Below are 26311 nucleotides of genomic sequence, written 5' to 3' on the forward strand. Positions count from 1 at the left end.
AGCGGAGGAGGCGGTCAGCCGCTCAGTCGCTCGCGCAGCAGCTGCTTCCCCATCTCCGCGCCCTTGCGGCTGTCCGCCTGTGCCTTGTGGAACAGGTCCACGAGCTCGTTGTCCTTGTCGCGTTCGGCGTCCTGGATGTACGTCTCCAGGCGCAGGGCGTTGTCCAGGCACGCCTCCACGTACCAGATCAGGTCGTAGTTCTTGTCGCGCGTACCGGTGACGCCGCCGGTCTCGCTGGTGCTGGTCATACGGGGTCTCCTCCTTCTGTCGACCCTGCGTCGTTCTCCTTCCGGAGACCTCCGGGTACCCGTACGACCTGCGGACACACCGCCCCGATGGTCAGCCGAGGGCGCGGTCGAGGTTGAAGGCGGCGCTGATCAGGGACAGGTGCGTGAAGGCCTGCGGGAAGTTCCCCTGCTGCTCGCCGGTCCGGCCGATCTCCTCCGCGTACAGACCGAGGTGGTTGGCGTAGGTGAGCATCTTCTCGAAGGCCAGCCGGGCCTCGTCGAGCCGGCCGGCCCGCACCAGCGCCTCGACGTACCAGAAGGAGCAGATGGAGAAGGTGCCCTCGTCGCCGCGCAGTCCGTCGGGGCTGGCCTGCGGGTCGTAGCGGTAGACCAGGGAGTCGGAGACCAGGTCCTCGGTGAGGGCGTCCAGGGTGGACAGCCACTTGGGGTCGGTGGGGGCGACGAACTTGGCGAGCGGCATCATCAGCAGCGAGGCGTCCAGCACGTCGCCGCCCTCGTACTGCACGAAGGCGGCGCGCCGCTCGGACCAGCCGCGGTCCATGATCCGCCGGTAGATCGCGTCGCGGGACTGGCGCCAGCGCCGGTGATCGGCGGGCAGACCACGACGGTTGGCGAGGCGGATGGCCCGCTCGATCGCCACCCAGCACATCAGCCGCGAGTACAGGAAGTTCTTGCGGCCGCCCCGGGTCTCCCACACGCCCTCGTCGGGCTGGTCCCAGTGGGCGCACACCCATTCGACCAGACGGCACACGTCGTCCCACTGCTGGCTGGAGATCGGCTGGGCCCACTTGTCGTACAGGTAGATCGAGTCGATCAGGGCGCCGTAGATGTCCAGCTGGAGCTGGCCGGCGGCGCCGTTGCCGACCCGGACCGGGGCGGAGCCCTGATGGCCCTCCAGGTGCGGCAGTTCGCGCTCGGGCAGGTCGGCGCGGCCGTCGATGCCGTACATGATCTGCAGCGGGGGCGTGCCGTCGGCGCCGTCGCAGGGGCTGACGTGCGTGGTCAGGAAGCGCATGAAGGCCTCGGCCTCGCCGGCGAAGCCGAGCCGCAGCAGCGCGTAGACGGCGAAGGCGGCGTCCCGCACCCACACGTACCGGTAGTCCCAGTTCCGCTCGCCGCCGAGCTGCTCGGGCAGGCTGGTGGTGGGGGCGGCGACGATGGCGCCGGTCGGCGCGTAGGTGAGCAGCTTCAGGGTGAGCGCGGAGCGGTGCACCATCTCGCGCCAGCGGCCCCGGTACCGGGACTGGTGCAGCCAGCGCCGCCAGTAGGCGACCGTGGCGTTGAACTCGTGCTCGGCCTCGGCGCGGGCACAGCCGCGGGGGGCCACCGCCTCGCCGACCTGGTCGAGGGCGAACACCGCGGTCTCGCCCTCGCCCAGCTTGAAGTCGGCGCGGGCGTCCCGGGCATCGCACTCCAGGGCGACCGTGGAGGTCAGCGACAGGGACAGCACGGCGGACTCGAAGACGACGGTGCCGTCCAGGTTGCGCAGGGTGTGCGGGGCCGCGCCGTAGTCGAACCGCGGGGCGACCAGCACCCGGAAGGGGACGGTGCCGCGCACGCACACCACGCGCCGGATCAGGCGGTGCCGGGCCGCCTCGCCCGGCCCGGCCGCGCTGTCGGAGGTGACCGGCATGAAGTCCTGCACCTCGCCGACGCCGTCCTCGGTGAAGAACCGGGTGATCAGTACGTTGGTGTCGGGGAAGTAGAACTGCTTGGCACGCGCGGGTACGGCGGCGGCCAGCTCGAAGCTGCCGCCGCGCTCGGCGTCGAGGACGGCCGCGAAGACGCTGGGCGAGTCGAAGGACGGACAGCAGTACCAGTCGATCGTGCCGTTCGAGCCGACCAGGGCCACACTGCGCAGGTCGCCGATGAGTCCGTGCTCGGCGATGGGCAGGTAGCGGGCGCGGAGGCGGACGTCCTCGGGAAACGGGGTCTCGGCCATCTGCGGCCTCCCGGTGAGCGGTGCGAGATGGATTCCAGCTTAGGAGTGTGTGCTCTCCGGTGGCGTGGGAAGGCGCTGCGGGGAATGGTGAGAGTGTGCCCCGTTCGGCGGCACCGGCACGGATGCGGTCATCCGGACCGAGGAGGAGGCATCATGTCGACGATCACACCCGACGAATCCCGGTCGTCCGACGACCACTGCACCCCGGACGCCCTGCTCCACTCCGCTCCCTCCAGGGATGTCACCCCGGAGGACCTGGTGATGGCGGCGGGCAGGGACGTCACACCGAAGAACCTCGACTGGGCCCGCCGCAAGATGGAGAAGGAGGGCCCGACAGCCATCGAGAGGCTGCTGCCGTAGGGCGGTCCGGGGCGAGCAGAGGGTTTCCCTGTGTCAACGGGGGCAGGGAGACCCACCCAAGGGGGCGCGGGGAACTGCGCGGCGACCACACCCGCCCCGCGCCCGGGGGAGGTCACCGAGTCCACGGAGGGCGAGAACGCGTCGGCTCGTGCGCGGGATGCGCACCCCTGCGCGGACCGGTGCCGTCGGTCGAGCGGCTCAGGGTTCCTCCTCGACCACGTGCACGGCCGCCTCTTCCGCGCCCGCCGCTCCCCCGTCGACGCCCACGTCCCGCGCGACCTCCTCCTTGGTGGTGTCGGTGTGCGCGCCCTCGTCCGGGGCGACCAGGCGGCCGGCCCGGGACGCGCCCGCCTGGGGGTCGAGGGGCTCGCCCTCGCCGCCGGGCAGGTCGCCGATGTCGTCACCGGTTGGTGCGGTCGCCTCCGGGACCTCCTGGCGGAGCCGTTCGTCCAGGGTCTCCCCGGCGTGCTGCTCGGCGGCGGTGGTGCCCTGCTTGGTGACGGCGAGGGGGCGTTCGGGCGGGGAGTAGCCCTCGTCGAGGACGTCGTCGTAGGTGCGCTCGTCGACCGCGTCCTGGAGGTCCAGGGGGCCCGCGTCCGCCTGTTCCTCGTTGCTTCCGGTGGGCTGGTAGACGTCGTCCGCCATCGGGCTCGGCTCGGACTGCTGGTCGCTCATGGTCGCCTCCCTCTGGGCTCGCGGGCGGTCCCGGTCCGCGTTTCCCACAAGCGCGGCGCTAACCCCGCCCGCACGCGGAGGGATCAGCGGTGCGCTGGAGGTGACGAGGGTCAGGACCCCGACTGCTCCGCCGGGGCCAGGTTCCGCGTCCACTTCTCCTCGATCCGGCCCGCCTTCCACACCAGCAGGGCGATCGCCCAGGTGGCGAAGAACAGGCCGACGATGACGAAGCCGACGGTGTTGAGGTCGAGGCCGGAGATCCAGTCCCAGAAGGCGCCGTGCAGGTGCATCTTGTCGGCGAGGAGGCCGAGGAGTTCCACGGTGCCGATGATGAGGGCGACGGCGACGGACAGGCCGGTGATGGTGAGGTTGTAGTAGACCTTGCGGACCGGCTTGGAGAAGGCCCACTCGTAGGCGAAGTTCATGAACGAGCCGTCGATCGTGTCCAGCAGGGACATGCCGGCCGCGAACAGGACGGGCAGGCAGAGGATCGCGTACCAGGGCAGGCCCGAGGCGGCACCGGAACCGGCGAGGACCAGCAGGGCGATCTCCGTCGCGGTGTCGAAGCCGAGGCCGAACAGCAGGCCCAGCGGGTACATCTGCCACGGCTTGCTGATCGAGCCGGTGACCCGGCCCAGCAGGCGGTTCATGAAGCCGCGGTTGTTCAGCTGCGTCTCCAGCGCGGCCTCGTCGTAGGCGCCGGAGCGCATCTGCCGGAACACCTTCCAGATGCCGGCCAGGATGACGAGGTTGATGCCGGCGATGAGGTAGAGGAAGGTGCCGGAGACCGTCGTACCGATCAGGCCGGTGACCTCGTGGAGGTGCGAGTTGTCGTTCTCCACCGGGCCGGCCAGGGTCTTCATGCCGAGCGAGAGCAGCAGGGCGAGCCCGAAGACGATGCTGGAGTGGCCGAGGGAGAACCAGAAGCCGACCGACAGCGGGCGCTGTCCCTCGCCCATGAGCTTGCGGGTGGTGTTGTCGATCGCCGCGATGTGGTCGGCGTCGAAGGCGTGCCGCATGCCGAGGGTGTACGCGGTCACGCCGATGCCGATGCCGAAGGACTCCTTGCCCACGCTGAAGTGCTGCGGCGCGATGATGCCGACCAGGGTGCCCCAGCCGATGACGTGCAGGGCCAGCACGAAGCCCGCCATCCCGCCGACCCTGATCCACTCCTGGCGCGTCATGGAGCCGCGGACACGCCGCCAGGCCGAGCGCCTGGCGTCGGCCTGGACGGGGAGGGACGGAGCGGATTCGGGGGCGGCCGTCATCGGGTGGTGCTTCCTTACGCTGTGCGGGAACGGCTGCGCTGCGCAACCCTGCGCCATGATCCCGTACTTGCAATGAATGCGCAATAGCGACCGCCGGGCCCTCTACGCCGACAGCATGCCCCGGCCCAGCCAGTCCTTGCTGTCCCGGACGCCGGGCAGGGCGAAGAAGTAGCCGCCGCCCGTCGGGGAGATGTAGTCCACCAGGGGCTCGTCGATCAGCCGGCTCTGCACGGCCTCGAACTGGCGCTTGACGTCCTGGTTGTAACAGCAGAAGACCAGGCCCATGTCGAGGTTGCCGACGTTGTCCACGCCGCGGTCGTAGTTGTAGCCGCGGCGCAGGATGCGGGAGCTGTCGGTCTCGGCCTTGCGCGGGTTGGCGAGGCGGATGTGGGCGTCCAGCGGGATCGCGGTGCCGTGCGGGTCCTTGGCGTAGTTGGGGACGTCGGTCTCCTTGGCGCCGTCGAGGGGCGCGCCGGTGTCCTTGCGGCGGCCGAACATCTTCTCCTGCTCGGTGAGCGAGACCCGGTCCCAGAACTCGACCAGCATCCGGATGATCCGGATGACCTGGTAGCTGCCGCCCTTGGTCCAGGCGGGCTCGCCCTGGCCGTCGCCGACCCAGATCAGCTTGTCCGTCTCGCGCGCGGAGGTGACGTCCGGGTTGGCGATGCCGTCCTTGAAGCCGAGCAGGTTGCGCTGGGCGCCGGTGGGGCGCGGTGCGTTCTGGAAGCCGTCGATGCGCCACTTGATCTGCATGGCGCCGCGGGTGTGCCGGGCGATGTCGCGCAGCGCGTGCAGCACGGTGTCCGTGCTCTGGGCGCAGATCTGCAGGGACAGGTCGCCGTGGCATTCGGCGGCGTTCAGGTTGTCGTTGGGGAAGGTCCGCATCGGGGTGAGCCGGGCGGGCCTGGCCTTGGCGAGGCCGTAGCGGTCGTCGAAGAGGGAGGCGCCGACGCCGACGGTGACGGTGAGGGCGTCGGAGGGGACCTCGGGGCCGAGGATGCCGTTGTCGGAGGGCGGCGCGCCGACACCCAGGTCGGTGGGTGCGCCCCCGGAGGTGAGGAAGCGGGCCCGCTCGGTGATGGTCCTCAGCAGGTCGGTCAGGCCCTTGCGGTCGTCGGCGATGACGTCCAGGGAGACGAACGTGGCGGCCGCCGGCGCCGGAGTGATGATCCCGGCCTGGTGGGCGCCGTGGAAGGGGACCTTGGCCGAGCCGTCCGGGCCACTGCCCTGGGCCTGGGCCGTGCCGCCGCTCTCGCCGAGGGCGAAGCCGCCGCCGGCCAGGACCGCTCCGGCGGCACCGGCACCCAGCGCGGTCCGCACGAAGGAGCGGCGGGCGGGGCCGACGGGGCAGGCCGACGGTTCGGCAGTGGACATCGCAGGGTTCCCTTCGGGGTGCGGGTGCGCGGACGTCATCCGGCGGGCATCGGGCATCGGGCGTTCTTCCGTCATCAGGCGGACTTCCGGATCTCGAGCAGGTCCGGGATCGGGGCGAGGTCCTCCAGCAGCTGGCCGGTGGCGCCGTTCAGCCGCTGCCGGTCGGCCTGGGCGAGCCGGTCCACGGGCGTCCAGCGGGTGCCGTCGTGGGCGGCGTCCAGCAGCTTCTGCACACGGGCGATGTCCGCGTCGACCGTCGGGAGCAGCTTCGGGGCGCGGCTGGTGAGCAGCGGCTCGAGGACGGTGAGCAGCTCGCGGGTGCCGCTGAGGTTGGCGTCGGCGGTGGCGAGGTTGGTGCCGCTGCCCTCGTCGGTGTCGCCGGTCAGCTCGAACTGGAGGGTGTTCTCCAGGATCTCGTGCGCGCGCAGCGGCAGGTCGCCGGGGTCGAAGTCCTGGCCCGGGAAGGCCTTCTGCAGCCCGGCGGCGTCGGCGGCGAGCTGCCGGGCCGGGGCGGTCAGGTCCTTGGCGGACTGGCCGTGCCACAGGCCGTACTCGAGGCGGAGGAAGCCGGTGAAGTCCTTGTCCCGTTCGCCGTCCGGCAGTCCGTCGGCCCGGCCGTCGATCTTCTGGTCGTAGTCCTCGAAGGTGCCGTAGGCGGCGCCGAGGGAGGCGTAGGTGCGGTGCGCGGTGAGCCAGTCCGTGCGGGCCTTGTCCAGGTGGCCGTGCTCGATGTCGTCGGCGAGGGTGCGGGTCTGGGTGACGAGGGTGCCCAGGCCCTGGCCGACGTACGCCTTGTACGCCTTCAGGGGGGTCGCGAGGTCCTGTTCGGAGACGGGGACGACGGGCTTGGCCGCGCCGCCGCCGCTGACGGTGACCGCCCTGGAGGTGACGGCCTTGCCGCCGGTGGGGACGCAGCGCCAGGCGTAGGTGCCGCCGGCGACGGTGGCGACGAGGTCGCGGGTGGTGCCGGGGGCGAGGCCCTCTATCTCGCCGTAGACCGCGCTGGTCGACGGGTCGATGAGGTACACCTCGGAGGTCTTGCCGCCGGTGTTGTGCATCTGGAAGGTCTGCCGGCCGGGCCTGGGCGCAGTGAAGCCCTTGCCGCACTCGGTCTCGGAGACGGCGACAGTCTGGTCGCCGGCGGGCTTGGGCTTGGCGAGGGCGACGACCAGTCCGGCGATCACGGCGGGTACGGCGACCACGGCGGCGGGCAGCACCCAGACCGGCCGACGACGCTCGGGCCGGCCGGCCTTCGGCTCCTGCCCGGGGCGTTCCTTCGCCGGCTTCGGGGCCGTGGCCCGCACGCCGCGCACGAACAGGGTCATCACGACGGCCAGGTAGGCGACGTAGGCCACCACCTGGAGCCAGGTCATGGTGGGGTTGAGATTGAGGACGCCCTGGATCAGGGTGCTGTACCAGGAGCCGGCGTCGACGCTGCTCGCCAGGTCGACCGCGTAGGCGGTCTTGCCGGGCAGCACGCCGCCCTCCTGCAGGTCGCGCAGGCCGTAGCCGAGGACGCCCGCGGCGATGACGATCAGGACGGCGCCGGTGGCGGTGAAGAACTTCGTCAGGTTGATCTTCAGCACCCGCCGGTACAGGCCCCAGCACAGGCCCGCCGCGAGGACGAGGCCGATGCCGGCGCCGGTCAGCGGTCCGGCCGACTCGCCGGCCGCCTGCGCCGTGGTCCACAGGAACAGGGCGGTCTCCAGGCCCTCACGGCCGACCGCGAGGAAGGAGGTGAGGACCAGCACGCCGGAGCCCATGGCGAGGGCGCCGGTCACCTTCTCCTTCAGCTCGCCGGAGAGGCCGCGGGCCGAGCGGCGCATCCAGAACACCATGGCGGTGACGAAGGCGACGGCGATCACGCTGAGGGTGCCGCCGAACGCCTCCTGGGCGGTCTGCGGCATGGACGCGGCGGTGAAGGTGAGCACCGCGCCGAAGCTCATCGCCACGGCGACGGCGGCCAGGACGCCGGTCCAGACCTGGGGCAGCCGCGAGCGCGCCTCGGCCCGCACCAGGGTGGCGACCAGGATGGAGACGATGAGTCCGGCTTCCAGTCCCTCCCTGAGTCCGATCAGGAAACTCGGAAACGCGTCGTCCCACATGCCCTGCTGCCCTCCCTGTTAGTTAGTGAAGGCATACCTTACCTTCGTGACCATGATGACGATGACCATGCAGTCGGCCAGTCATGAGTAAGTAATGGCCGGGCAAAGTCCGGGAACGTTCGCCGCTCCCGGTTCGTTTGTGGTCCGACAGACCGTCTACAAATGTGTAGTCGGATCTTTTCGGAGCCCAAGTCACAGTCGAAGGAAAGGGCGTACGGCGATGGCCACTCCCCCCCACCTGGCGTCGCAGCTCGCGGTCAACGTGCTCGACGCCCACTCGCTGCTCGCCGCCTTCGGCGTGCTCGGCGTCGGCGTGGTGATGTTCGCCGAGACGGGGCTGCTGATCGGATTCTTCCTGCCCGGAGACTCGCTGCTGTTCACGGCCGGGCTGCTGTGCACGGGCAAGGCCGACAGCGCGGTGCACCTCTCGCTCGGGCCGCTGCTCGTCGCGGCGGCCGTCGGCGCGCTGGCGGGGGCGCAGTGCGGGTTCCTGCTCGGCCGGAAGGCGGGCGGGGCGCTGCTGGCCCGCAGCCGCTCGGCCAAGCTGCGTGAGGGCGCGCAGCGCGCCGAAGAACTGCTGGAGCGGTACGGACACGCGAAGGCGATCGTGCTGGCCCGCTTCATCCCCGTGGTGCGCACGGTGCTGAACCCGCTGGCGGGCGCGCTCGAGGTCCCGGCCCGGACCTTCACCCTCTGGCAGGTGGCGGGCGGGCTGGTGTGGAGCCTCGGTCTCACCCTCGCCGGATACGCGCTGGGCTCCTCGATCCCGAACATCGACAAGTACCTGCTGCCGGTGATCGCGCTGATCGTCGTCCTGTCCCTGCTCCCGCTCGCCGCCGAGGTGCTGCGCTCCCGCAGGGCGGCCAAGGGGGAGGCCCGCTGATGCCTCCCGCCCCACCGGTCTCCTCGGTCGACGACACCCTCACCGTGCGGCCGGCGTACGGCCTGGCGGGGCGGCCGGCGGGCGCCTGGCTGCGCCCGCTGCCGGGGGCGGGAACTCCATGAAGCCCGGGAACATCGCCGAGCGGGCGGGCACGGTGGCCCTGGGCGCCTGGATGGCCTTCGCCGCGCTGGCCGCCGTGCTGGTGAGCGACCAGGGCGACCCGCTCGGCCCGGACCATGGCCTGCTGTCCTGGTCCGTCGGACACCGGCCGCCGGTCGCGCTGGCGGTGGCCCGCGGCCTGACCGCCACGGGCACGGGTGCCGTGCCGTACGTGCTGGTGGTCCTGGCCGGACTGATCGCGGCCCGCACCGGGCGGCAGCGGCTGCCGGCCGTGCTGCTCGGCGTGGTCTGCCTGGGCGCGGGCCAGGCGGTGCGGTACGGCGTGATGGAGCTGGTCACCAGGGCCCGGCCGCCCCGGTACGACTGGCAGACCCACGCCTCCGGCTGGTCCTTCCCCTCCGGTCACACCACCACGGCCGCGCTGACGGCAGGACTGCTGATCACGGCCCTGTGCCTGCGTGCGCCGCGCGGCAGGACCGCGCTCTGTCTGCTGGTCGCGTGCTGGGGGGCGGGGGTCGGGCTGACCCGTGTCCTCCTGGGCGTGCACTGGTTCACGGACGTGGTCGGCGGCTGGCTCTTCGCCGTCGGCTGGCTCGGCGTCTTCGTCTGCGCGGTGGCCCGGTGGCTGCCCGGGCGATACCTCCCCCGTGCCCCGGAGCCGGGCACACCCCACCCGGACGACACGGCCGACGGGCCGGTGGAGAGACATGCGCCCCAGGATCCTCATCGTCGAGGACGATCACGCCCTGCGTGACGTGCTGCGCCGTGGTCTGCAGGACGAGGAGTTCGACACGGTCTGCGCCGGTGACGGCGCCACCGCCCTGCGGCTGGCCACACCGGACGTGGCCGCCGTCGTACTGGACGTCGGCCTGCCCGACGCCGACGGCCGCGACGTCTGCCAGGCGATGCGGGCGGGCGGCTTCCTCTCCCCGGTCCTCTTCCTGACCGCGCGGCAGGGCCTGGCGGACCGCTTGTCCGGCTTCTCGGCCGGCGGGGACGACTATCTGCCCAAGCCCTTCCACCTCGCTGAACTGGCCGCCCGGCTGCGCGCCGCGCTGCGCCGGTCGGCGCCCCCGCCGGTCCCGGCCGCCGCGGACGGACTCGTGCTGGACGCCGTCCGGCACAGCGCCACCGTGTCCGGCCGCCGCGTCGACCTCACGCCGACGGAGTTCCGGCTGCTGGCGGCGCTCGCCGCGGCCGGCGGGGAGCTGGTGCGCCGCTGCGAACTGCTGCGCGCGGGTTGGCCGGAGGGGGCGCAGGTCAGCGACAACACGCTGGACCAGTATCTGACCCGCCTGCGCCGCAAGCTGCGCGCGGCGGGCAGCGAGCGGACCATCGCCACCGCGCGGGGGATCGGCCACCGCCTGGCATGAGACCGCCGCGCAGCGGCGATCACCGCTCCCCCACCTCGCGCGACGCGCCCTGCGCGGCCGGGTGTTCCGCCGGGGCGGATCCAGGGCGGTGCTGGCGGATCCGGGGCGGTGCTGCGGTACGGCGGCGGTCGGCCGACGGGCTGCCCACGCGCTCCCCCGCCCACCTCCTGACCGCCCGGTGACGGCCCCTGACCGTCGGCTGACCGCCCTGACCACCGGCGGCCGCTCCGCGTCGCCCGGACCGGCCGCAGGAACCACCGCGTCAGCCGGTCCGCTCGGCCGGCCTCTGCTCGGTGAGGTCCTCGCGGGTCACCGAACGCATCATGAGCACCTGGCGCGGCACCCGGTCAGGACGCGGCGTGCGGTCCGTCCGGGCGGGCGGTGCGCTGCCGGACCGTCTCCCGGCTCAGTTCCCCGGTCTCCGACTCCGGCAGCCGCTCGAAGCCGTCCGCCGTGATCACGGAGACGACGGGGAAGATACGGCGGTTCACATCGGGGCCGCCGGTGGCCGAGTCGTCGTCCGCCGCGTCGTAGAGCGCCTGCAGTGCGGCGAGGACGGCCTCACGCCGGGTGAGGCCCGGCCGGTACAGCTTCTTCAGGGCGCCGCGGGCGTACGGGGAGCCGGAGCCCTCGGCGTAGAAGTCGTCCTTCTCGTACAGGCCGCCGGCCGCGTCGAAGCCGAAGATGCGGCCGCGGCCGCCGTCGGGCGCCGTGAGGTCGTACCCGGCGAGCCGCGGGACGACGGCGAGGCCCTGCATGGCCTGGGCGAGGTTCTGCCGGATCATGGCCGCGAGCCGGGTCGCCTTGCCCGCCAGGGTCATCGGGGTGCCCTCGATCTTCTCGAAGTGCGTGAGCTCGACCTGGTAGAGCCGCACCATGTCGACGGCGAGGCCGACGGTCCCGGCGAAGGCGACGGCCGTGTGGTCGTCGGCGGGGTGCACCTTCTCCAGGTCGCGCTGGGCGATCAAATGGCCCATGGTGGCCCGGCGGTCGCCGGCGATCAGCACGCCGTCGCGGTAGGTGAGGGCGAGCACGGTGGTGCCGTGCGGGAACCGGTCGGGGGCCATGCGTGCCCCGGCGGGCAGCACGGGCGCGGTGGGCAGCAGCCCGGGGCGGTGCGCGGCCAGGAACTCGGTGAAGGACGACGTCCCCGGTGTGAAGAACGCCTCGTCCGGCAGCCCCGCTGTGTCGTTCCCCGGCATGGCTCTCCCCCCTCCTGTGCGGCATGCGACACCCGACTCCTACCAGTGGTGGGCGTGCGGGAAACTCCCCGCCCTTCACAGGGCCTTGCGCCGCACCAGCACCCCGAGCACCAGCAGCCCCGGAAGCAGGGGCAGCCACACGGTGAGCAGCCGGTACCCGAGCACCGTGGAGGCGGCGGCCGCGCCGGGCGCGCCGGAGACGGTGAGGGCGAGGGCGAGCGCCGCGTCCAGGGAGCCGAGGCCGCCCGGGGTGGGCAGCAGGACGGCGGCGCTGCTGGCGGCGAGGTAGAGCAGGGCCACCTGGAGCGGGGGCAGGGGCAGTTCGACCGCCTGGGCGACGGCGACGACGACGAGGGAGTGCAGCGCGGCGAAGGCGAGGGAGCCGCCCCACAGGGCCGCGGCTCGCGCCGGGCAGGTGTGCAGGGCGCGGATGTCGGCCACTACGGCGGTGAGGGCCCGGCGGCAGCGCGCCCACCAGGGGGTGGCCGGCAGGGCCGCGAGCAGCACGAGCGCGCCGAGGGCGACGGCGAGGGTCGTGAAGGTGGGGTGCGGCGGGTGCAGCAGTCCGGGGCAGGCGGGGGCGATCAGGGCGATCAGGGCCAGGCGGACGGTGGCGCCGGCGGTGGCCTTGACGGCGAGGGCGCTGGCCGAGCGGCCCGCGGGCAGTCCGCAGCGCATCAGGAACCTGAGGTTCACCGCGCCCGCGCCGAGCCCGGCGGGCAGCAGGTGGTTGACGGCGGAGGCGGCGAACTGTGCGGCGACCAGCCGGGATCCGGGCAGCCGTCGCGGCACCGCGCCCTGCTGGGCCAGCGCCGAGGCCGCCCAGGTGCCGAGGGCCGCGGTCGCGCCGACCAGCAGCCAGCCCTGGTCGGCGCCGGCCAGCCGCCCGGCCCCGCTCTCCAGCGCGGGCCAGTGCCGGCGGGCCAGGTACAGCCCGCCGAGCAGGACGGCGAGCAGGACACCGGCGTGCCAACGGGCGTGCCGGCGGCCCGGGGACGTGAAGAGGTCCGGCGGGGACGCCGGCGGCCGTCCCCGGGTGCCCGGCGGGGAGGTCATCGGTCGCCCCCGGGTACGGAGTAGTACAGCCGCTGTGCGCCCAGCGGTTCGGACGGCCAGTCGCGGGCGTATCCGGGTGGCCGGGTTCCGTCGGGCACCAGCGCGGCGACCGGGATCCGCCGGGCGGCCTGGACGATGGCCCCCTGAGTGCTGTTGGCGTTGTGCCCGGTCGTCGCGGCCGAGGAGCAGCCGGTGTAGAACGCGACCGGGATGGCCCCGTCCCCGGTGAGCAGGCAGGGCGGGCGGACGCCGAGCCGGTGCAGCGCGGCGGCCGTGCGGGACCAGCCGCGGTGGGCCTCGGTGGTGCCGTCGACCGTGTTCTCCAGGACGGCCAGCTGCACCGCGAGGTGGCCGGCCAGTCCGAGGCACAGCAGTGCGGCGACGACCGGCCGCCAGGGCCCGCGCGGCGCCGTGACCAGGTGTGCCAGCGCGCCGGCGACCGGGAGCGCGAGCAGGGCGTAGGCCGGCAGCAGGAAGCGCGGTGCGGCGTAGCCGATCATGAACAGGTACGGGAAGGCGGCGGTGGCCGCGCAGGCGAGCGGCAGCAGCGTGGCCGTCGTCCGCCGGGCGCGGACGGCGACGACGAGCCCGAGCACGGCGAGCAGCGGCAGGACGAACCACCAGAGGGTGACCACCGGATCGGGCAGGGCGCCGGTGCACGGCCGGCACAGCGCCCGGCCGCCGAGGCTGCGCAACTGGTCGACGACGGCGAGGTGCCAGCCGAGGCCGCCCTGGATCTCCGAGCCCTCGGACAGCCGGCGCAGCGGGCCGCCGTAGTCGGCGTACGCCTCGATCACCCACTCGGCGCTGCCGCCCGCGAGCCCGGCGAGCAGGACCGCGAGCGCCCGCCAGTGGCGGCGTGCGAGGCCGAGGACGAGCAGCGGCAGCACCGCCCAGACGGCGTCCATGGGCCGCATCAGGGCCATGAGCGCGGCACTTGCCGCCAGGCCCCACAGGGCGCCGGGCCCGGCTCGCTCGGCGCGGGCGCGCAGGAAGCAGCCGACGGCGGCCAGGGCGCCGACGGCGACCCAGTAGTTGGGCATGGCCTGCGGGCCGTAGAACAGGGTGACCCACAGGGAGGCGAAGAGGGCGCCGGCGAGGGCGAGGACGCGCACCGGGAACAGGCCGCGCCAGGCGCGCAGGGCCAGGTACAGGGCGAGGCCGGACAGGACGGCGAGGTAGAACCGCAGCAGTGCCGTGGAGGTGGACCAGGAGGCGACGGGCGCGACGAGCAGGGAGACGCCCCGGGCCCGGGGTGCGCTGAAGAAGGCGGCGGGGGCCTGGGGACTGACCTGGCTGACGTACACCGTCTCGTCCCAGCCGAGGCCCATGCCGGGCCGGACCAGGAGGAGTTGGGCCAGGGTGAAGGCGGCGGCCAGGGCCGCCAGCGGGGCGGTGGCGCGGGCCGGCCGGGTGCCGCGGGACGTGCGCGGTGAGCGTGAGCGCCGGAATCCGACGAGTGTGGCGTGCGCGCTGCCGGCCATCATCACCCCTCTGCCCCCGCGGCGTGCGGGGACCCTTGCAACCCTACAGCCTGTAGGGCCGGAGACGGGAGTCGGGGAAAACACCGCCAAACTACCCCGAACCCCGGCCCTCTGCCGGGAGGGTGGGGCCATCCGGCCGACGGCACTACGCGCTGTAAGGTTGGGGCATGGCTGGCACAGGGTCCCGCGACCGGGCGGAGCGGCGCAGCGCCGGTGAGCTGGAGAGTGAGGTGCTGGCCGCGCTCTGGGCCACCGAGCGGCCCCTGACCCCGGCGGAGATCCAGGCCGGGATCGACGGGGCGCTCGCCTACAACACGGTGCACACCATCCTCAAACGCCTGTACGACAAAGGGCTGGTGCTGCGGGACGCCGACGGGCGGCGCGGCGCGTACCGGCCGGCGAAGAACGCGGCCGAGCTGACCGCCGAAGCCATGCACGAGGCCCTGGACCGGGGCCCGGATCCGATCGCCGCGCTCCAGCAGTTCGTGACCGGGCTGAGCGCCGAGGAGGAGCGGGCGCTGCGCGAACTGCTCGCCGGAGGCGGCGCATGAGGTTCGACGTGTACACCCCGCTGCTGCTGTCCCTGCTGCTGTCGGTGGCCGGCCCGCTGGTCGCCCGCCGGGTCGCCCCGGCGCTCGCCGCGCGCGTGCTGACCTTGGCGGCCGTGCTGACGGCCGCGGCCACCACCTGGTCGCTGGTCCTGCTCGCCGCCGCGCTCCTCGGGGACGCCCCGCCGGTGATCCGTGAGGCCCGCGAGAACGGGCATCCGGTGACGGATCCGGTGCCCGGGGCGATCGGCCTCGCCGCCTGCCTGGCCCTGGTGGCGATCGCCGTACGGATCACCCGTGCCGTACGCGCCGAGCGCCGCACCCGGCGGGCCCTGCGCCGGCTGTGCGCGGGACACCCGGCGGACACCGAACTGGTCGTCGCCGACTGCGAGGTGCCGAAGGCGTTCGCGATCCCGGGCCGGCCGGGCCGGATCCTGGTCACCTCGGCGATGCTGCGCGCCCTCGAGCCCGCCGAGCGCCGGGTGCTGCTCGCCCACGAGCGCGCCCATCTCACCCACCGGCACGGGCCACTGGTCACAGCGGCGACGCTCGCGGCGGCGGCCGACCCGCTGCTCGGCCCGGTGCGCAGGGCCGTCGGCTTCCTCGTGGAGCGGTGGGCCGACGAGCAGGCGGCGGCCACGGTCGGCGACCGGCGCACCACCGCCCGCGCGCTGGCCCGGGCCGCACTCACCGCCGGTCCGTCCCGCACCGCCTGCGCCCTGCACTTCACCGACCGCGCCGTCACCCGCCGCATCGCAGCCCTGCACACGAGCCCACCGCCACGGCTGTGGCCGGCCGCCGCGGCCGTCCTCCTCCTGGCCACCCTCGCCGCACTGCTGGCCGCGGACGCGACGGGCGACCTGCTGCGGCAACTGTCGGGCGTGCTCGACTGAAAGCGCCCGTATGAAAGCGCCCGTATGAAAGCGCCCCAAAGGGGCGCGGGGCTGTACCGATATGCGGCTCCGCCGCGTGGGCGCGACCAGCCACGACGGCGCCGCAGCCGGCCAAGGACAGAACCTGGCACATTTAGTAGCCCGGCACTCCCAGCAGGAATCCGCTCAGCTCCCGTTCGGTGCCCGGTGCAGCGGCTGCTCGGGCGTCGGTCGGCGGCCGGCCGGCGGCACCGCCCGCACCGCCGGCTCGTCCGTGCTCACGGTGAGCGGCTCCCCATGGTGCCGCAGGGACAGCGGCGCCCCCTCCAGCAGCGCGTACGTCGCCTTGTCCGCGCCGATGTCCACGCGCAGGCGCCGGCCGCGGAACTGCACGTTGAAGGCGAGCCGGCTCAGCCGCTCGGGCAGGCGGGGGGCGAACCGGAGGCGTTCGCCGTCGCGGCGCATCCCGCCGAAGCCCGCCACCAGCGCCATCCAGGTACCGGCGAGGGAGGCGATGTGCAGCCCGTCGCGGGTGTTGTGCTCCAGGTCCTGCAGATCCATCAGCGCGGCCTCGGTGGTGTAGTCCCAGGCGAGGTCCAGATGGCCGGTCTGCGCGGCGATGACGGCCTGGCAGCACGCCGACAGGGAGGAGTCCCGTACGGTCAGCGGCTCGTAGTAGGCGAAGTTCCGGGCGACCTGCTCCGCGCCCTCCGCGGCCCGCGCGCCGTCCTCGCCGTGTCCCTTATCGAAGAAGTCCCCGCAGGTGTACATGGCCAGCACCAGGTCGGCCTGTTTGACGACCTGCTTGCGGTAGAGGTCGAAGTAGGGGAAGTGCAGGAGCAGCGGGTACTGGTCGGGGCGGGTGCCGGCGAAGTCCCAGCGCTGGTAGCGGGTGAACCCGGCGTGCTGTTCGTGGACGCGGAGTTCGTCGTTGTAGGGGATGTGCATGGCCTCGGCGGCGTCCCGCCAGGCCGCGCTCTCCTCCTCGTCCACGCCGAGCCGTGCCGCCTCGCGCGGATGGCGTTCGGCGGCGTCGGCCGCGGCGAGCAGGTTCTGCCGGGCCATGAGGTTGGTGTAGGTGTTGTCGTCGGCGACCGCGCTGTACTCGTCGGGGCCGGTGACGCCGTCGATGTGGAAGACGCCGTGGGCGTCGTGGTGGCCGAGCGAGCGCCACAGCCGGGCCGTCTCCACCAGCAGTTCCACGCCGGTCTCGCGCTCGAACACGGTGTCGCCGGTGGCCTCGACGTACCGGATGACGGCGTCGGCTATGCCGGCGTTCACATGGAAGGCGGCGGTGCCGGCCGGCCAGTACGCCGAGCCCTCCGGTCCCGCGATGGTCCGCCACGGGAACGCGGCGCCGCCGAGCCCGAGTTGGGCGGCCCGCTCGCGGGCCTCGTCCAGGGTGTTGTACCGCCAGCGCAGCGCCTCGGCGACCGCGGCGGGGGCCGTGTGGGTGAGCACGGGCAGCACGAACATCTCGGTGTCCCAGAAGGCGTGCCCGTCGTAGCCGGACCCGGTCAGGCCCTTCGCCGGGATGGCGCGCTGCTCGGCGCGGGCCCCGGCCTGCAGGACGTGGAACAGGGCGAAGCGGGCGGCCTGTTGGACCTGCTCGTCGCCTTCCGTCTCGACGTCGGCGCGGGCCCAGAAGTCGTCCAGGCAGGCCCGCTGGTCCGCGAGCAGGCCCTGCCAGCCGTCGTGCGCGGCGGCGGCGAGCGCGGCGTCGACCTGGTCGGCCATCGCGGGCAGCGACCGGGTGCCGGACCAGCCGTGGGCGACCAGCTTCTCGACCCGCAGGCTCTGCCCGGGCTCCAGTACGGCGGTGACCGTCAGCCGGGCCACGTCGGTGCCGCTCTCGCTGCGGGTGGTGGTGCGCTCGGGGCCGCTGACGACGTGGTCGGCGGCCACGGCCACCCTGAGGCCGCTGCGCCGGGTGCGGTGCACCAGCCGCAGCCGGCCGCCGGAGGCGAAGTGGTCCTCCTGTTCCAGCGGCGACTGGAGCGCCATGGCGGCCCGCGGGTCGCCGTTCGACTCGGGCAGGGTCTCGTTGGCGACCAGCTCGGACTGGATCACCACCCGGCTGCGGCCTCCGACGGCCTGCACCTCGTACGCGATCGCGGCCACCGCCCGCTGGGTCAGCGACACCAGCCGGGTCGAGCGCACCCGTACCGTCGAGCCCGCCGGTGAGGTCCACTCGCAGGTCCGCTCCAGCACCCCGCGGCGCAGGTCCAGGACCCGCTCGTGGGTGACGAGCCGGCCGTAGCGCAGGTCGAACGGCTCGTCGTCCACCAGCAGCCGCAGGATCTTGCCGTTGGTGACGTTGATGACGGTCTGGCCGGACTCCGGGTAGCCGTAGCCGGCCTCGGCGTACGGCAGCGGGTGCACCTCGTGCACGCCGTTGAGGTAGCTGCCGGGCAGGCCGTGCGGCTCGCCCTCGTCGAGGTTGCCGCGCCAGCCGACATGCCCGTTGGACAGCGCGAACACCGACTCGCTCTGGGCGAGGACGTCGAGATCGAGGGCGGTCTCCCGTACGGCCCACGGCTCCACGCTGTACGACCGGTCGGTGATCACTGCTTGCCTCCCAGCTCGCCGAGGTCCGTCACCACGATGCTCGCGCCGTGCGCGTACAGCGCGTCGGTCTGGCCCACCCGGTCCACGCCGACGACGTATCCGAAGCCGCCCGCGCGGCCCGCGTCCATGCCGGCCAGCGCGTCCTCGAAGACGGCCGCCCGGGGCGGCTCGACGCCCAGGTCGTGGGCGGCGGCGAGGAAGGTGTCGGGGTGCGGCTTGCCCGGCAGGTGCCGTTCGGCGGCCACGACACCGTCGATCCGTACGTCGAAGAAGTGCTCGGCGCCGACGGAGCGCAGCACGTCCTGGCAGTTGGCGCTGGAGGAGACGATCGCCGTGCGCAGCCCCTCGGCGCGCACCGCCTCCAGATAGCGCAGGGTGCCCTCGTAGGCCTCGACGCCGCCGGTGCGGATCCGCTCCAGCACCAGGACGTTCTTGCGGTTGCCGAGGCCGTGCACGGTGCGGGCGTCCGGCGGGTCCTCCGGGGTGCCCTCGGGCAGGTGGATGCCGCGCGAGGCGAGGAAGGCGCGGACGCCGTCGGCGCGGGGACGGCCGTCGACGTACTCGTCGTAGTCGGCGACCGCGTCGAACGGACGCCCCCGCTCCCCCGCGTAGCCCCGCAGGAACGCGTCGAACGTCTCCTTCCAGGCCGCCGCGTGCACGACGGCCGTCTTGGTGACGACCCCGTCGAGGTCGAAGAGACAGGCCTGGATTCCGTCGGGCAGACCGAGCTGAGTCATACCCAGCACTGTTCCCCGTGCGGCGCCATCCAGTGAGTGGCGCACGCCACACATCACGCGAACTCCTGGTGACACACTCTCCTGTGTGCCGCTGACCTTCGACGACCTCCTCGACCGTGCCCGTGGCCTCGTCCGGGACGGCCGGCGTGCCGCACTGGGCATCGCGGGCAGCCCCGGCGCGGGCAAGACCACGCTCGCCGAGCATCTGGTGCGCGCGCTGAACACCGACGGGCCGCCCTGGGCCGCACACGTCCCCATGGACGGCTTCCACCTCGCCGACGCCGAGCTGGACCGGCTCGGCCGCCGCGCCCGCAAGGGTGCGCCGGACACCTTCGACGCGGCCGGCTATGCGGCACTGCTGCGGCGGCTGCGCGAGGACACCGACGACGTGGTGTACGCGCCCGGGTTCGAGCGGGTGCTGGAGCAGCCGATCGCGGGCGCGATCCCGGTGCCGCCGGCCGTCCGGCTGGTGGTGACCGAGGGCAACTACCTGCTGCTGGCGGAGGGTTCGTGGGCGCGGGTGCGGCCGTGCCTGGACGCGGTGTGGTTCTGCGAGATGGACGAGCAGGAGCGCATCCGCCGGCTGGTCGCCCGGCACGAGCAGTTCGGCAAGGACCACGAGACGGCCGTGGCCTGGGTGCTGGGCACGGACCAGCGCAACGCCGACCTGGTGGCGACGACACGGGAGCGGGCGGACCTGGTGGTGCCGGCGGCCGTGCTCGCGGCATCGGTGCTCCCCGAGGGCTGAAGGCGCTCAGCGGTTCAGGGTGAGGGACGGCTCCCCACGGCGGTCCCCGGCCGGCGGGCCGACGACCGCCGTGAACGCCTCCGTGCGTACGGTGAGCCCGTCCGCGCCCTCCTCCACGAGCGGCGCGAACACCCCTCCCGGCCCGTACCGCACCGCGAACACATGCAACCCCTCCGGCGCACCCGGCACCGGCCCGGCCTCCAGCGCGCTGGAGGACACCAGATGGCGCCAGCCCTCGTCGGGGTTGCCGTAGCCGCGCGGGTCGGCGGCGAGCGCGAACGCCGCCTGCTCCTGCGTGCGTTCGGCACGTGTGTCGAAGTGGTCGGGGCCGGAGTCCGCGGGGTGCGTGAGGCGCAGGCCACCCGCCGAGGCGACCTCGCCCTCGGCGGTACGGCGCACCCGGTCGCCCTCGTCGGCGGCGTACGGCAGCCCGGACAGCAGGTACGGCGTCCCGTCGAGCCGCTCCACGGCCACCGTCACCCACAGGCGCGTGCCGTCGGTGACGTACAGCGAGCGCACATGGCGCAGCACGTGGTCGCGGCCGACGACCGGTTTGGTCACCAGCTTCGCCGTGAGCCCGTCGGGGCGGACGTCCGCGACCCGGGCCTCCCCCATGGGGCGGCACAGCAGGAAGCCGTCCGTGACCGGTCCGAACCCGTGCTGCCGGCGCACGGCCGCCGGCAGGTAGTAGGTGCCGCCCGCCTCGATGAGCGAGGGGGTCATCCGGCTGTCGAAGGCCACGGACACCGTGCCGGAGCGCAGTTGGTGGCGGTGCCGGGTCTGCGACGGCCCGCGGTGCCAGCGAGTGGTGTCCTGGATCTGCCAGACCAGCATGAAGGCGAAGTGTCCGTCGATTCCGCCGTCGGCCTTGACCGCGTGCCGGGCCCAGCGGGTGTCGCCCCGGTAGCGGCCGAGGTCGGCGCGGATGCGCGCGCCGAAGTACCGCAGTCCCAGGACGGATTCGAAGCCGGAGTGCTGTTCGCTGTAGCGGGGGCCGCCGTTGTCGTAGCCGCCGGAGGTCAGCCGGGCGTCGACATAGCGGGCGAGGGTGTCTCCGTCCTCGGCGAACATCTCCTCGCCGCTGACCCGGTGGGCCTGGGCCAGGAAGGACAGGGAGATCGGGCCGTAGTTGTTGTCGTAGGCACCGCCGTGCTCGGGAGGCAGCAGCGCGCCCCGGTCGCGTACCCGGTGGGCGCGGATCTCGTCGGCGTACAGGCTCAGCGCTCGGGCCCTGACCAATTCGCCCTGCTCGCATGGGAGATGGCGGGCGAGCATCAGGCCGCCCACCACGCAGCCGATCGCCTGGTTCCCGGCCTCCTGCGGGTTGAAGAAGGTGGCCTCGGTGAGCCACCGCCAGTAGCCGTGCGCCAACTCGCGCAGTGCCGCGTACTGTTCGTCGTCCAGGAGGCCGTCGGCCGCGTCGAGGACGTTGACCGCCTGGAGCAGTGCCCAGGCCGTGCTGGGCCAGTCGCCGATGGGATGGGCTCCGGCTTGGAGTACGTAACGGGCGTGGGGCAGACCGGAGTCGGTGACCCTGAGATTGGGGTAGCCGGGGTTGTCCTCGGTGTACACGCGCTCGCGCAGATGGAAGGCGAGGCTGCGGCGGACGGCCTCCGGCAGCCGGGGGTCCTTGCCGCGCTGCCAGGCGAGGGCGAGCAGTGAGGTGATGCCGAGGGAGGTGTCGCCGACGTCGTCGTGGGCGTCGGGGTGTTCGAGGTTGCCCTCGGGGGTCAGCCGGGCGAGGGCCTGCGCGGTGACGTCGGCGAGGACGGCGTCGTAGGCGTCGGGGGTGTCCGGCAGGTCGTGCAGCGGGCCGCGCTGGTGGGGCAGATGCACGCTGGTCAGCCCTTCATTCCGGTGGTGGCCAGGCCTTCCACCAGTCTCTTCTGGAAGACGAGGAAGCAGATGAGCGTGGGGGCGAGGGCGAGTGTCGACATGGCGAACATCGCGCCGTAGGAGGAGCCGCTGGTCTTGTCCAGGAAGAGGGTGAGGCCGAGGGGGACGGTGAAGCGGGCGTTCTGCTGGAGGTAGACGAGCTGGCTGAGGAAGTCGTCGTAGGTCCAGATGAAGGTGAAGATCGTGGTGGTGACCAGGGCCGGCCGCATCAGCGGCAGGATGATCTTCCAGTAGATCTGGAGCGGGTTGGCGCCGTCCATCATCGCGGCCTGGTCCAGCTCGCGCGGGATGGAGCGGATGAACTGCACCATCAGGAAGATGAAGAAGGCGTCCGTGGCGAGGAACTTCGGGACGATCAGCGGCAGGAAGGTGTTGATCCAGGTCAGGTTGTAGAAGATCGTGTACTGCGGGATGAGCGTGGCCTGCATGGGCAGCATGAGCGTGCCGAGCATCAGGCCGAACCAGATCTTCTTGCCCCGGAACTCGAAGCGTGCGAAGGCGTAGGCGGCCAGCGAGCAGGAGATGACGTTTCCGATCACCGCGCCGATCGTGACGATCAGCGAGTTGGTGATGTAGAGCGAGAAGGAGTTCCCGGAGCCGCTCCAGCCCTCGGAGTAGTTCCGCGGACGCAGCGTGCCCGGGATCAGTCCGGGGTGGGTGAAGATCTGGGTGTCGGGCTTCAGGGAGCTGCTCAGCATCCACAGCAGCGGGTAGAGCATGACGATCGCGACACCGATGAGCAGGGTGTGCAGGAGGATGCGGCGGGGGCCGGTGAGCGAGCGGAGCTTCTGGAGCGGTGAAACGCTCGGCGTGATGGCGGACATGATCGGAACGGGCTCCTCGCTCAGTCGTCGTAGTGGACCCAGTAGCGGCCGGCGATGAAGTTGACCGCCGTGAAGCCCGCGATGACCAGGAACAGCACCCAGGCGAGCGCCGAGGCGTACCCCATCTGCAGGTCTGCGAAACCCTTCTTGTACAGGTACAGGGAGTACAGCATGGTCGAGTTGAGCGGTCCGCCGGTGCCGTTGCTGATGACGAAGGCGGGCGTGAACGTCTTGAACGCGTCGATGATCTGCAGGACGACGTTGAAGAAGACGATCGGGGTGAGCAGCGGCAGGGTGATCTTGAAGAAGCGGGTGACGGGTCCGGCGCCGTCGATGGCGGCCGCCTCGTACACGTCCTTCGGCAGTTGCTTCAGACCGGCCAGGAAGATGACCATGGGGGTGCCGAACTGCCAGACGGCCAGCAGCACCAGCGTGTAGAGCGCGGTGTCGGGGCTGGAGATCCAGTCCTGGCCGGTCATGCCGAACCAGCCCAGGAAGTGGTTGAACAGGCCGTCACCGCCGAAGACCTGCCGCCACACGATGGCGACGGCGACGGCGCCGCCCAGCAGGGAGGGCAGGTAGAAGGCGGCCCGGTACAGGCCGATGCCCTTCAGCGGGCGGTTGAGCAGCATCGCCACGCCGAGCGCGAACGCCAGCTTCAGTGGGACGGAGACGACGACGTACAGGAGCGTGGCGTGCACCGAGTCCCAGAAGACCGGGTCGTCGGTGAACATCTTCCGGTAGTTGCCGGCACCGATCCACTCCGGGGCCGACAGCAGGTCGAACTTGGTGAAGGACAGGTACAGCGAGTCCAGCATCGGGTAGATCGTCAGACCGAACAGGCCGACGAACCAGGGGGCCAGGAAGACGTACGGCCACCATCCTCCGCCCCGCCGTCTGGCGAGCCGGCGCCGCATGCGGTCGCTTTCCCGCTTCTCGGGCGGGGTCGCCGGAGCCGACGGCTCCTTGGCGACCGCCCCGGTCCGCGCGGTGGTCATACTCATCTCCCTGGCCCTCTCCCGGTGTTCGGTGGTGCGGCGCCGGCTAGGCGCTCAGGATCTGCTCCGCCTGGTCGAAGAACTTGCCGAGCTGCGCCTTGATCGTCGTCCTGCCGAAGGCGATGGCGAGGTTCGACTGGAACAGCAGGTCCCAGATCTGGGTGGCGGCCGCGGGCGGGGGCGGCGGGGCGGGCAGCGCGTTGGTGGCCTTGGCGACCCGCTGGGAGATGTAGTCGGCGTTCGCCATGTCCCGCTTGTCCGTGTCGTCCAGGCCCGCGCTGATCAGGCCGCGCGCCTTCTCCGTCGGCGGGATGCCGCGCAGCAGCTGCATGTCCTTGATGGCCGTCGGGTCCTGCGCGAAGAAGGACATGATCTTGACGGAGTCGGCGACCCGCTTGCTGGACCTGGTGGCGCTCAGCAGCACACCGCCGTTGAGGAAGTTGCCCTCGCGGGCGCCGGACCAGTCGCCCTGCGGGGTGGGCAGGAAGTCCAGGGTGGCGCCGGTGATGGAGCCGCCCGCGCCGTACACACCGATGTCGAAGGTGAAGAGGGTCTTGCCGATGACCACGCCGTTCTTGGTGAGGTCGTTGTGCGCGGCGGAGGTGACCGCGGCCGCCGGGGAGGCGTTGGCCTTGCGCATCTCGGCCCAGTACTCCCACCACGCCTGGAGGGTGTCCGGGGTGAAGCCGAGCTTCTTGCCGTCGTCCGAGAACAGGTTCTGGCCGTGCTCGCGGGCGAAGATCTCGAAGGCGTTGAGGGTGCCGCCGCCACCGTCGTCGACGCCGAAGAGCTTGCCGCCGCTCTTCTTGTGCACGTCGAGGGCGATCTTCCTGAGGTCGGCCCAGGTCCATTCGGCGTCCGGGAACTTCAGGCCCAGCTTCTGAAGACCGCTGCGGTTGACGGTGAGCTGGTTGGTGCCGATGCCGGAGGGGACGCCGTACAGCTTGCCGTCGACGGTGCCGGCGGCCAGCAGGGTCCTGGAGAAGCCGGTGAGGTCCAGGGACTTGCCGACGTATTCGTCGAGCGGGGCGAGGACACCCTTGCGGGCGTACTGGGCGACCAGCGCGGTGTCCATCTGGAGCAGGTCGGGCGTGCTGCCGCCGGCGATCTGGGTGTTGAACTTGTTGAAGTAGCCGTCGTATCCGGAGTACGTCTCCTGGATCTTGGTCTTCGGGTTCTTCTGCTGGAAGTAGGCCAGCGCCTTCTTGTAGGCCGCGTGCCGCTCGTCGCTGCCCCACCAGGTCATGGTCAGCTTGTCGCTGGTGGTGCCGGCCCCGGTGCCGCCGGCGCAGGCGGTGAGGGCGGGGCCGAGGGCGCCTGCGACGGCGAGCCCGCTCGCGGTGCGGAAGAGGGTTCTGCGCGAGATCTGGTGACCCACCGGGTCCTCCCTGAAAGTGCGTGACGAAAAGTCCCGGCCGGTCGTCGCGGCACGGATGCGGTGTGCGGGCGCTGCGGCCCGGATGCGTTGCTCGGGAACGCGCGCCTCCCGGGGGCGGCCTCGCCCGGCCGCACCGCCTTGTACGGGTGGGACCCCGGCCATGCGGGGCCGGTGTCGCACGAGCACGCCCTCGTGCGCCGCGCCGTACGTCTGGTACGGCCCGGATGCCACCCCAAGCCGGTGTCCCGACCGGCTTAGAAAGCGCTTGTCCGGACATTGGCAGAACGAGCCGGAGGCCGTCAATCCTTCCTTCGCGCGGCCTCGGTCACGGTTCGGACACCTCGGGCGACCGCGAGCCGGGCCGCGCCCACGACGGTGCCCAGGTCGCCGACCGTGCTGCTGACCACCTCGGTGGGCCAGCTCAGCCGCGCCAGTTCGGCCCGCACCCCGGGCAGGAGTTGCGGGTCCGCGCCGGTGCCGCCGCCCAGCACGATCAGCCCGGGGTCGAGCACGGCGGCCACCGCGGCGGCGAGCCGGCCCACGTCGGCGGCGTGCCGGGCGACGACGGCACGGGCCGGGGCGCAGCCCTGGCCGGCGAGGGCGAACAGCCGCTCGGTGCCGCTCGGGCACGGCCCGTCGGTGTCCCGCCAGGCCTCGGCGGCGCGCCGCAGCAGTGACTCGGCGCCGATGTACTCCTCCAGCGCCTCCAGGCGCGGCTCGCGGCCTTCGTCCCAGGGGTAGGGCAGCCGGGCCAGTTCACCGGCGGCGCCGTTCGCCCCGCGCAGCACCCGTCCGTCGACGACGATGCCGAGGCCGACGCCCACACCGACGCGGAGGTAGCCGAAGGTGCCGCGACCCCGGGCGGCGCCCTCGTGAAGCTCGGCGAGGGCGGCGCAGTTGACGTTGTTCTCCAGGTGGACGGGGACTCCCGGCGGCAGTGCGACGGCCATGGCGTCGAAGACCGGCCCCGCCTTCTCGGTCGCCGGACGCATCGCGCCGCCCTCCGCGGCCCGTGCGGTGACATCGCCGACGGCGACGACGACGGTGCGCAGCGGGACGCGGGCGGGCAGCGCGCCGAGGGCCTCGCGTACGGCGTCGGCGGCGCCGGCCCGGGAGCCGGTGGCCTCGGCCAGCAGGGTCCCGTCCAGGGCGCAGCCCCGCACCCGGGTGAGCTCGGGGCCCAGGTCCACGGCGAGTACGGCGCCGGCGTCCGGTCCGAGCCGGTAGACGGCGGCGGTGCGGCCGGTGCCGCTGGAGGCGGTGCCGGAGGGGGCGGCGAGCCGGGCGCTCTGCAGCTCGGCGACGGCGGCGGACACCGTCGGCTTGGACAGGCCGGCGAGGCTCGCCAGTTGCGGCCGGGTCGCGCTGCCCGCCCGGGCGAGCACGGCGAAGACCGCGCTCGCGCTCTCGGACAGCCGCGGCGCCGTCACCACGTCGTGTTCCACGGTTCTCCCACAGGTCAAGGACCGCTCTCGGCAGGGCTCGCCCGCCGGGCACGGCGATGGGACTCCTGGCGTCGCGCGGTGCGGTCCGGTCGTTCCCAGCGGCCCGCGCGCGACGCCTCTTGACGCCACTCTACTTCGTTAGTTAATTTCCTAACGAACTTCACGGTACTCGCCTGCCGTACTCCGCCCGAGGCCCGTCCCGGGGCT

The 26311-nt window shown here is 72.8% G+C and carries 24 protein-coding genes; 8 read left to right on the forward strand and 16 right to left on the reverse strand.

Translation table 11 applies throughout. From position 1 onward, the window contains the following. Window positions 1–14: 14 nt before the first annotated feature. A complete protein-coding gene (locus ABB07_RS02545; RefSeq protein WP_208897020.1) occupies window positions 15–248 on the reverse strand; it encodes a hypothetical protein in 234 nt (77 codons plus the stop codon). A gap of 91 nt (window positions 249–339) precedes the next feature. Continuing rightward, window positions 340–2190 (reverse strand): glycoside hydrolase family 15 protein, encoded by a 1851-nt coding sequence (locus ABB07_RS02550; RefSeq protein ID WP_208897021.1) that lies wholly within the window; start codon window positions 2188–2190, stop codon window positions 340–342. A 153-nt stretch (window positions 2191–2343) separates the two neighbouring features. Here ABB07_RS02550 and ABB07_RS02555 point away from each other — a divergent pair, with 153 nt between their 5' ends. After that, window positions 2344–2550, forward strand: coding sequence for a hypothetical protein (locus tag ABB07_RS02555; RefSeq protein ID WP_055709360.1), 207 nt, complete (start codon window positions 2344–2346; stop codon window positions 2548–2550). Between the two features lie 198 nt (window positions 2551–2748). Here the strand turns inward: ABB07_RS02555 and ABB07_RS02560 are convergent, their stop codons facing one another. The 4 genes from ABB07_RS02560 to efeU form a co-directional block, all read right to left on the reverse strand. Beyond that, complete coding sequence (locus tag ABB07_RS02560; RefSeq protein ID WP_208897022.1) at window positions 2749–3225, reverse strand: DUF5709 domain-containing protein; 477 nt, start codon at window positions 3223–3225, stop codon at window positions 2749–2751. A gap of 110 nt (window positions 3226–3335) precedes the next feature. Further along, window positions 3336–4493 (reverse strand): Nickel transporter NicT, encoded by a 1158-nt coding sequence (nicT, locus tag ABB07_RS02565; RefSeq protein ID WP_208897023.1) that lies wholly within the window; start codon window positions 4491–4493, stop codon window positions 3336–3338. 102 nt (window positions 4494–4595) lie between these two features. Further along, window positions 4596–5867: an iron uptake transporter deferrochelatase/peroxidase subunit gene (gene efeB / locus ABB07_RS02570; RefSeq protein WP_208897024.1), complete on the reverse strand. Its 1272-nt coding sequence runs from the start codon at window positions 5865–5867 to the stop codon at window positions 4596–4598. 74 nt (window positions 5868–5941) lie between these two features. After that, complete coding sequence (gene efeU / locus ABB07_RS02575) at window positions 5942–7972, reverse strand: iron uptake transporter permease EfeU (protein WP_208897025.1); 2031 nt, start codon at window positions 7970–7972, stop codon at window positions 5942–5944. Window positions 7973–8192: 220 nt separating this feature from the next. On the opposite strand from efeU, the gene ABB07_RS02580 reads away from it, so the two are divergent. The 4 genes from ABB07_RS02580 to ABB07_RS02590 are packed head-to-tail and all read left to right on the forward strand — an operon-like array spanning window position 8193 to window position 10348. Beyond that, window positions 8193–8855 carry a DedA family protein gene (locus ABB07_RS02580; protein WP_208897026.1) on the forward strand — a complete coding sequence of 221 codons (663 nt, stop codon included), beginning with the start codon at window positions 8193–8195 and terminating at the stop codon, window positions 8853–8855. Continuing rightward, window positions 8855–8977, forward strand: coding sequence for a hypothetical protein (locus ABB07_RS41465; RefSeq protein WP_279617371.1), 123 nt, complete (start codon window positions 8855–8857; stop codon window positions 8975–8977). Before ABB07_RS02580 ends, ABB07_RS41465 begins: the two co-directional genes overlap by 1 nt. Beyond that, window positions 8974–9729, forward strand: coding sequence for a phosphatase PAP2 family protein (locus tag ABB07_RS02585; protein ID WP_208897027.1), 756 nt, complete (start codon window positions 8974–8976; stop codon window positions 9727–9729). The genes ABB07_RS41465 and ABB07_RS02585 overlap by 4 nt, the downstream gene beginning before the upstream one ends. Further along, the gene (locus ABB07_RS02590) at window positions 9683–10348 is read left to right on the forward strand and encodes a response regulator transcription factor (protein WP_208897028.1); all 666 of its coding nucleotides are present in this window, start codon (window positions 9683–9685) and stop codon (window positions 10346–10348) included. The genes ABB07_RS02585 and ABB07_RS02590 overlap by 47 nt, the downstream gene beginning before the upstream one ends. Window positions 10349–10695: 347 nt before the next feature. Here the strand turns inward: ABB07_RS02590 and prcB are convergent, their stop codons facing one another. The 3 genes from prcB to ABB07_RS02605 all read right to left on the reverse strand — a co-directional run bounded on the left by prcB (window position 10696) and on the right by ABB07_RS02605 (window position 14090). Next, on the reverse strand, window positions 10696–11550 hold the full coding sequence (prcB, locus tag ABB07_RS02595; RefSeq protein ID WP_208897029.1) for a proteasome subunit beta: 855 nt from the start codon (window positions 11548–11550) through the stop codon (window positions 10696–10698). A 75-nt stretch (window positions 11551–11625) separates the two neighbouring features. Beyond that, window positions 11626–12606, reverse strand: a complete 981-nt coding sequence (locus tag ABB07_RS02600) for a lysylphosphatidylglycerol synthase transmembrane domain-containing protein (protein WP_208897030.1) — start codon at window positions 12604–12606, stop codon at window positions 11626–11628. After that, the gene (locus tag ABB07_RS02605) at window positions 12603–14090 is read right to left on the reverse strand and encodes a hypothetical protein (RefSeq protein ID WP_208903242.1); all 1488 of its coding nucleotides are present in this window, start codon (window positions 14088–14090) and stop codon (window positions 12603–12605) included. The genes ABB07_RS02600 and ABB07_RS02605 overlap by 4 nt, the downstream gene beginning before the upstream one ends. A gap of 167 nt (window positions 14091–14257) precedes the next feature. Between ABB07_RS02605 and ABB07_RS02610 the strand changes: the two genes are divergently transcribed. Then, complete coding sequence (locus tag ABB07_RS02610) at window positions 14258–14641, forward strand: BlaI/MecI/CopY family transcriptional regulator (protein WP_208897031.1); 384 nt, start codon at window positions 14258–14260, stop codon at window positions 14639–14641. After that, window positions 14638–15531 (forward strand): M56 family metallopeptidase, encoded by an 894-nt coding sequence (locus ABB07_RS02615; RefSeq protein ID WP_208897032.1) that lies wholly within the window; start codon window positions 14638–14640, stop codon window positions 15529–15531. Before ABB07_RS02610 ends, ABB07_RS02615 begins: the two co-directional genes overlap by 4 nt. Window positions 15532–15696: 165 nt before the next feature. Here the strand turns inward: ABB07_RS02615 and ABB07_RS02620 are convergent, their stop codons facing one another. After that, window positions 15697–18078: a glycoside hydrolase family 65 protein gene (locus tag ABB07_RS02620; RefSeq protein WP_208897033.1), complete on the reverse strand. Its 2382-nt coding sequence runs from the start codon at window positions 18076–18078 to the stop codon at window positions 15697–15699. Then, entirely contained in the window at window positions 18075–18815 is a 741-nt protein-coding gene (locus tag ABB07_RS02625; RefSeq protein ID WP_208897034.1) for an HAD family hydrolase, read from the reverse strand. The genes ABB07_RS02620 and ABB07_RS02625 overlap by 4 nt, the downstream gene beginning before the upstream one ends. A gap of 85 nt (window positions 18816–18900) precedes the next feature. On the opposite strand from ABB07_RS02625, the gene ABB07_RS02630 reads away from it, so the two are divergent. Further along, window positions 18901–19563 carry a nucleoside/nucleotide kinase family protein gene (locus ABB07_RS02630; RefSeq protein WP_208897035.1) on the forward strand — a complete coding sequence of 221 codons (663 nt, stop codon included), beginning with the start codon at window positions 18901–18903 and terminating at the stop codon, window positions 19561–19563. A gap of 6 nt (window positions 19564–19569) precedes the next feature. On the opposite strand, the gene ABB07_RS02635 is transcribed toward ABB07_RS02630, so the two are convergent. The 5 genes from ABB07_RS02635 to ABB07_RS02655 all read right to left on the reverse strand — a co-directional run bounded on the left by ABB07_RS02635 (window position 19570) and on the right by ABB07_RS02655 (window position 26104). Next, window positions 19570–21399, reverse strand: coding sequence for a hypothetical protein (locus ABB07_RS02635; RefSeq protein WP_208897036.1), 1830 nt, complete (start codon window positions 21397–21399; stop codon window positions 19570–19572). 5 nt (window positions 21400–21404) lie between these two features. After that, window positions 21405–22283: a carbohydrate ABC transporter permease gene (locus ABB07_RS02640; RefSeq protein ID WP_208897037.1), complete on the reverse strand. Its 879-nt coding sequence runs from the start codon at window positions 22281–22283 to the stop codon at window positions 21405–21407. A gap of 20 nt (window positions 22284–22303) precedes the next feature. Next, the gene (locus ABB07_RS02645) at window positions 22304–23281 is read right to left on the reverse strand and encodes a carbohydrate ABC transporter permease (protein ID WP_208897038.1); all 978 of its coding nucleotides are present in this window, start codon (window positions 23279–23281) and stop codon (window positions 22304–22306) included. Between the two features lie 46 nt (window positions 23282–23327). Further along, window positions 23328–24659 (reverse strand): ABC transporter substrate-binding protein, encoded by a 1332-nt coding sequence (locus tag ABB07_RS02650; RefSeq protein WP_208897039.1) that lies wholly within the window; start codon window positions 24657–24659, stop codon window positions 23328–23330. A 299-nt stretch (window positions 24660–24958) separates the two neighbouring features. After that, on the reverse strand, window positions 24959–26104 hold the full coding sequence (locus tag ABB07_RS02655; RefSeq protein WP_208897040.1) for an ROK family transcriptional regulator: 1146 nt from the start codon (window positions 26102–26104) through the stop codon (window positions 24959–24961). Between the last annotated feature and the right edge of the window lie 207 nt (window positions 26105–26311).

This window comes from Streptomyces incarnatus (assembly GCF_001027185.1).
Lineage (GTDB): Bacteria > Actinomycetota > Actinomycetes > Streptomycetales > Streptomycetaceae > Streptomyces > Streptomyces puniciscabiei.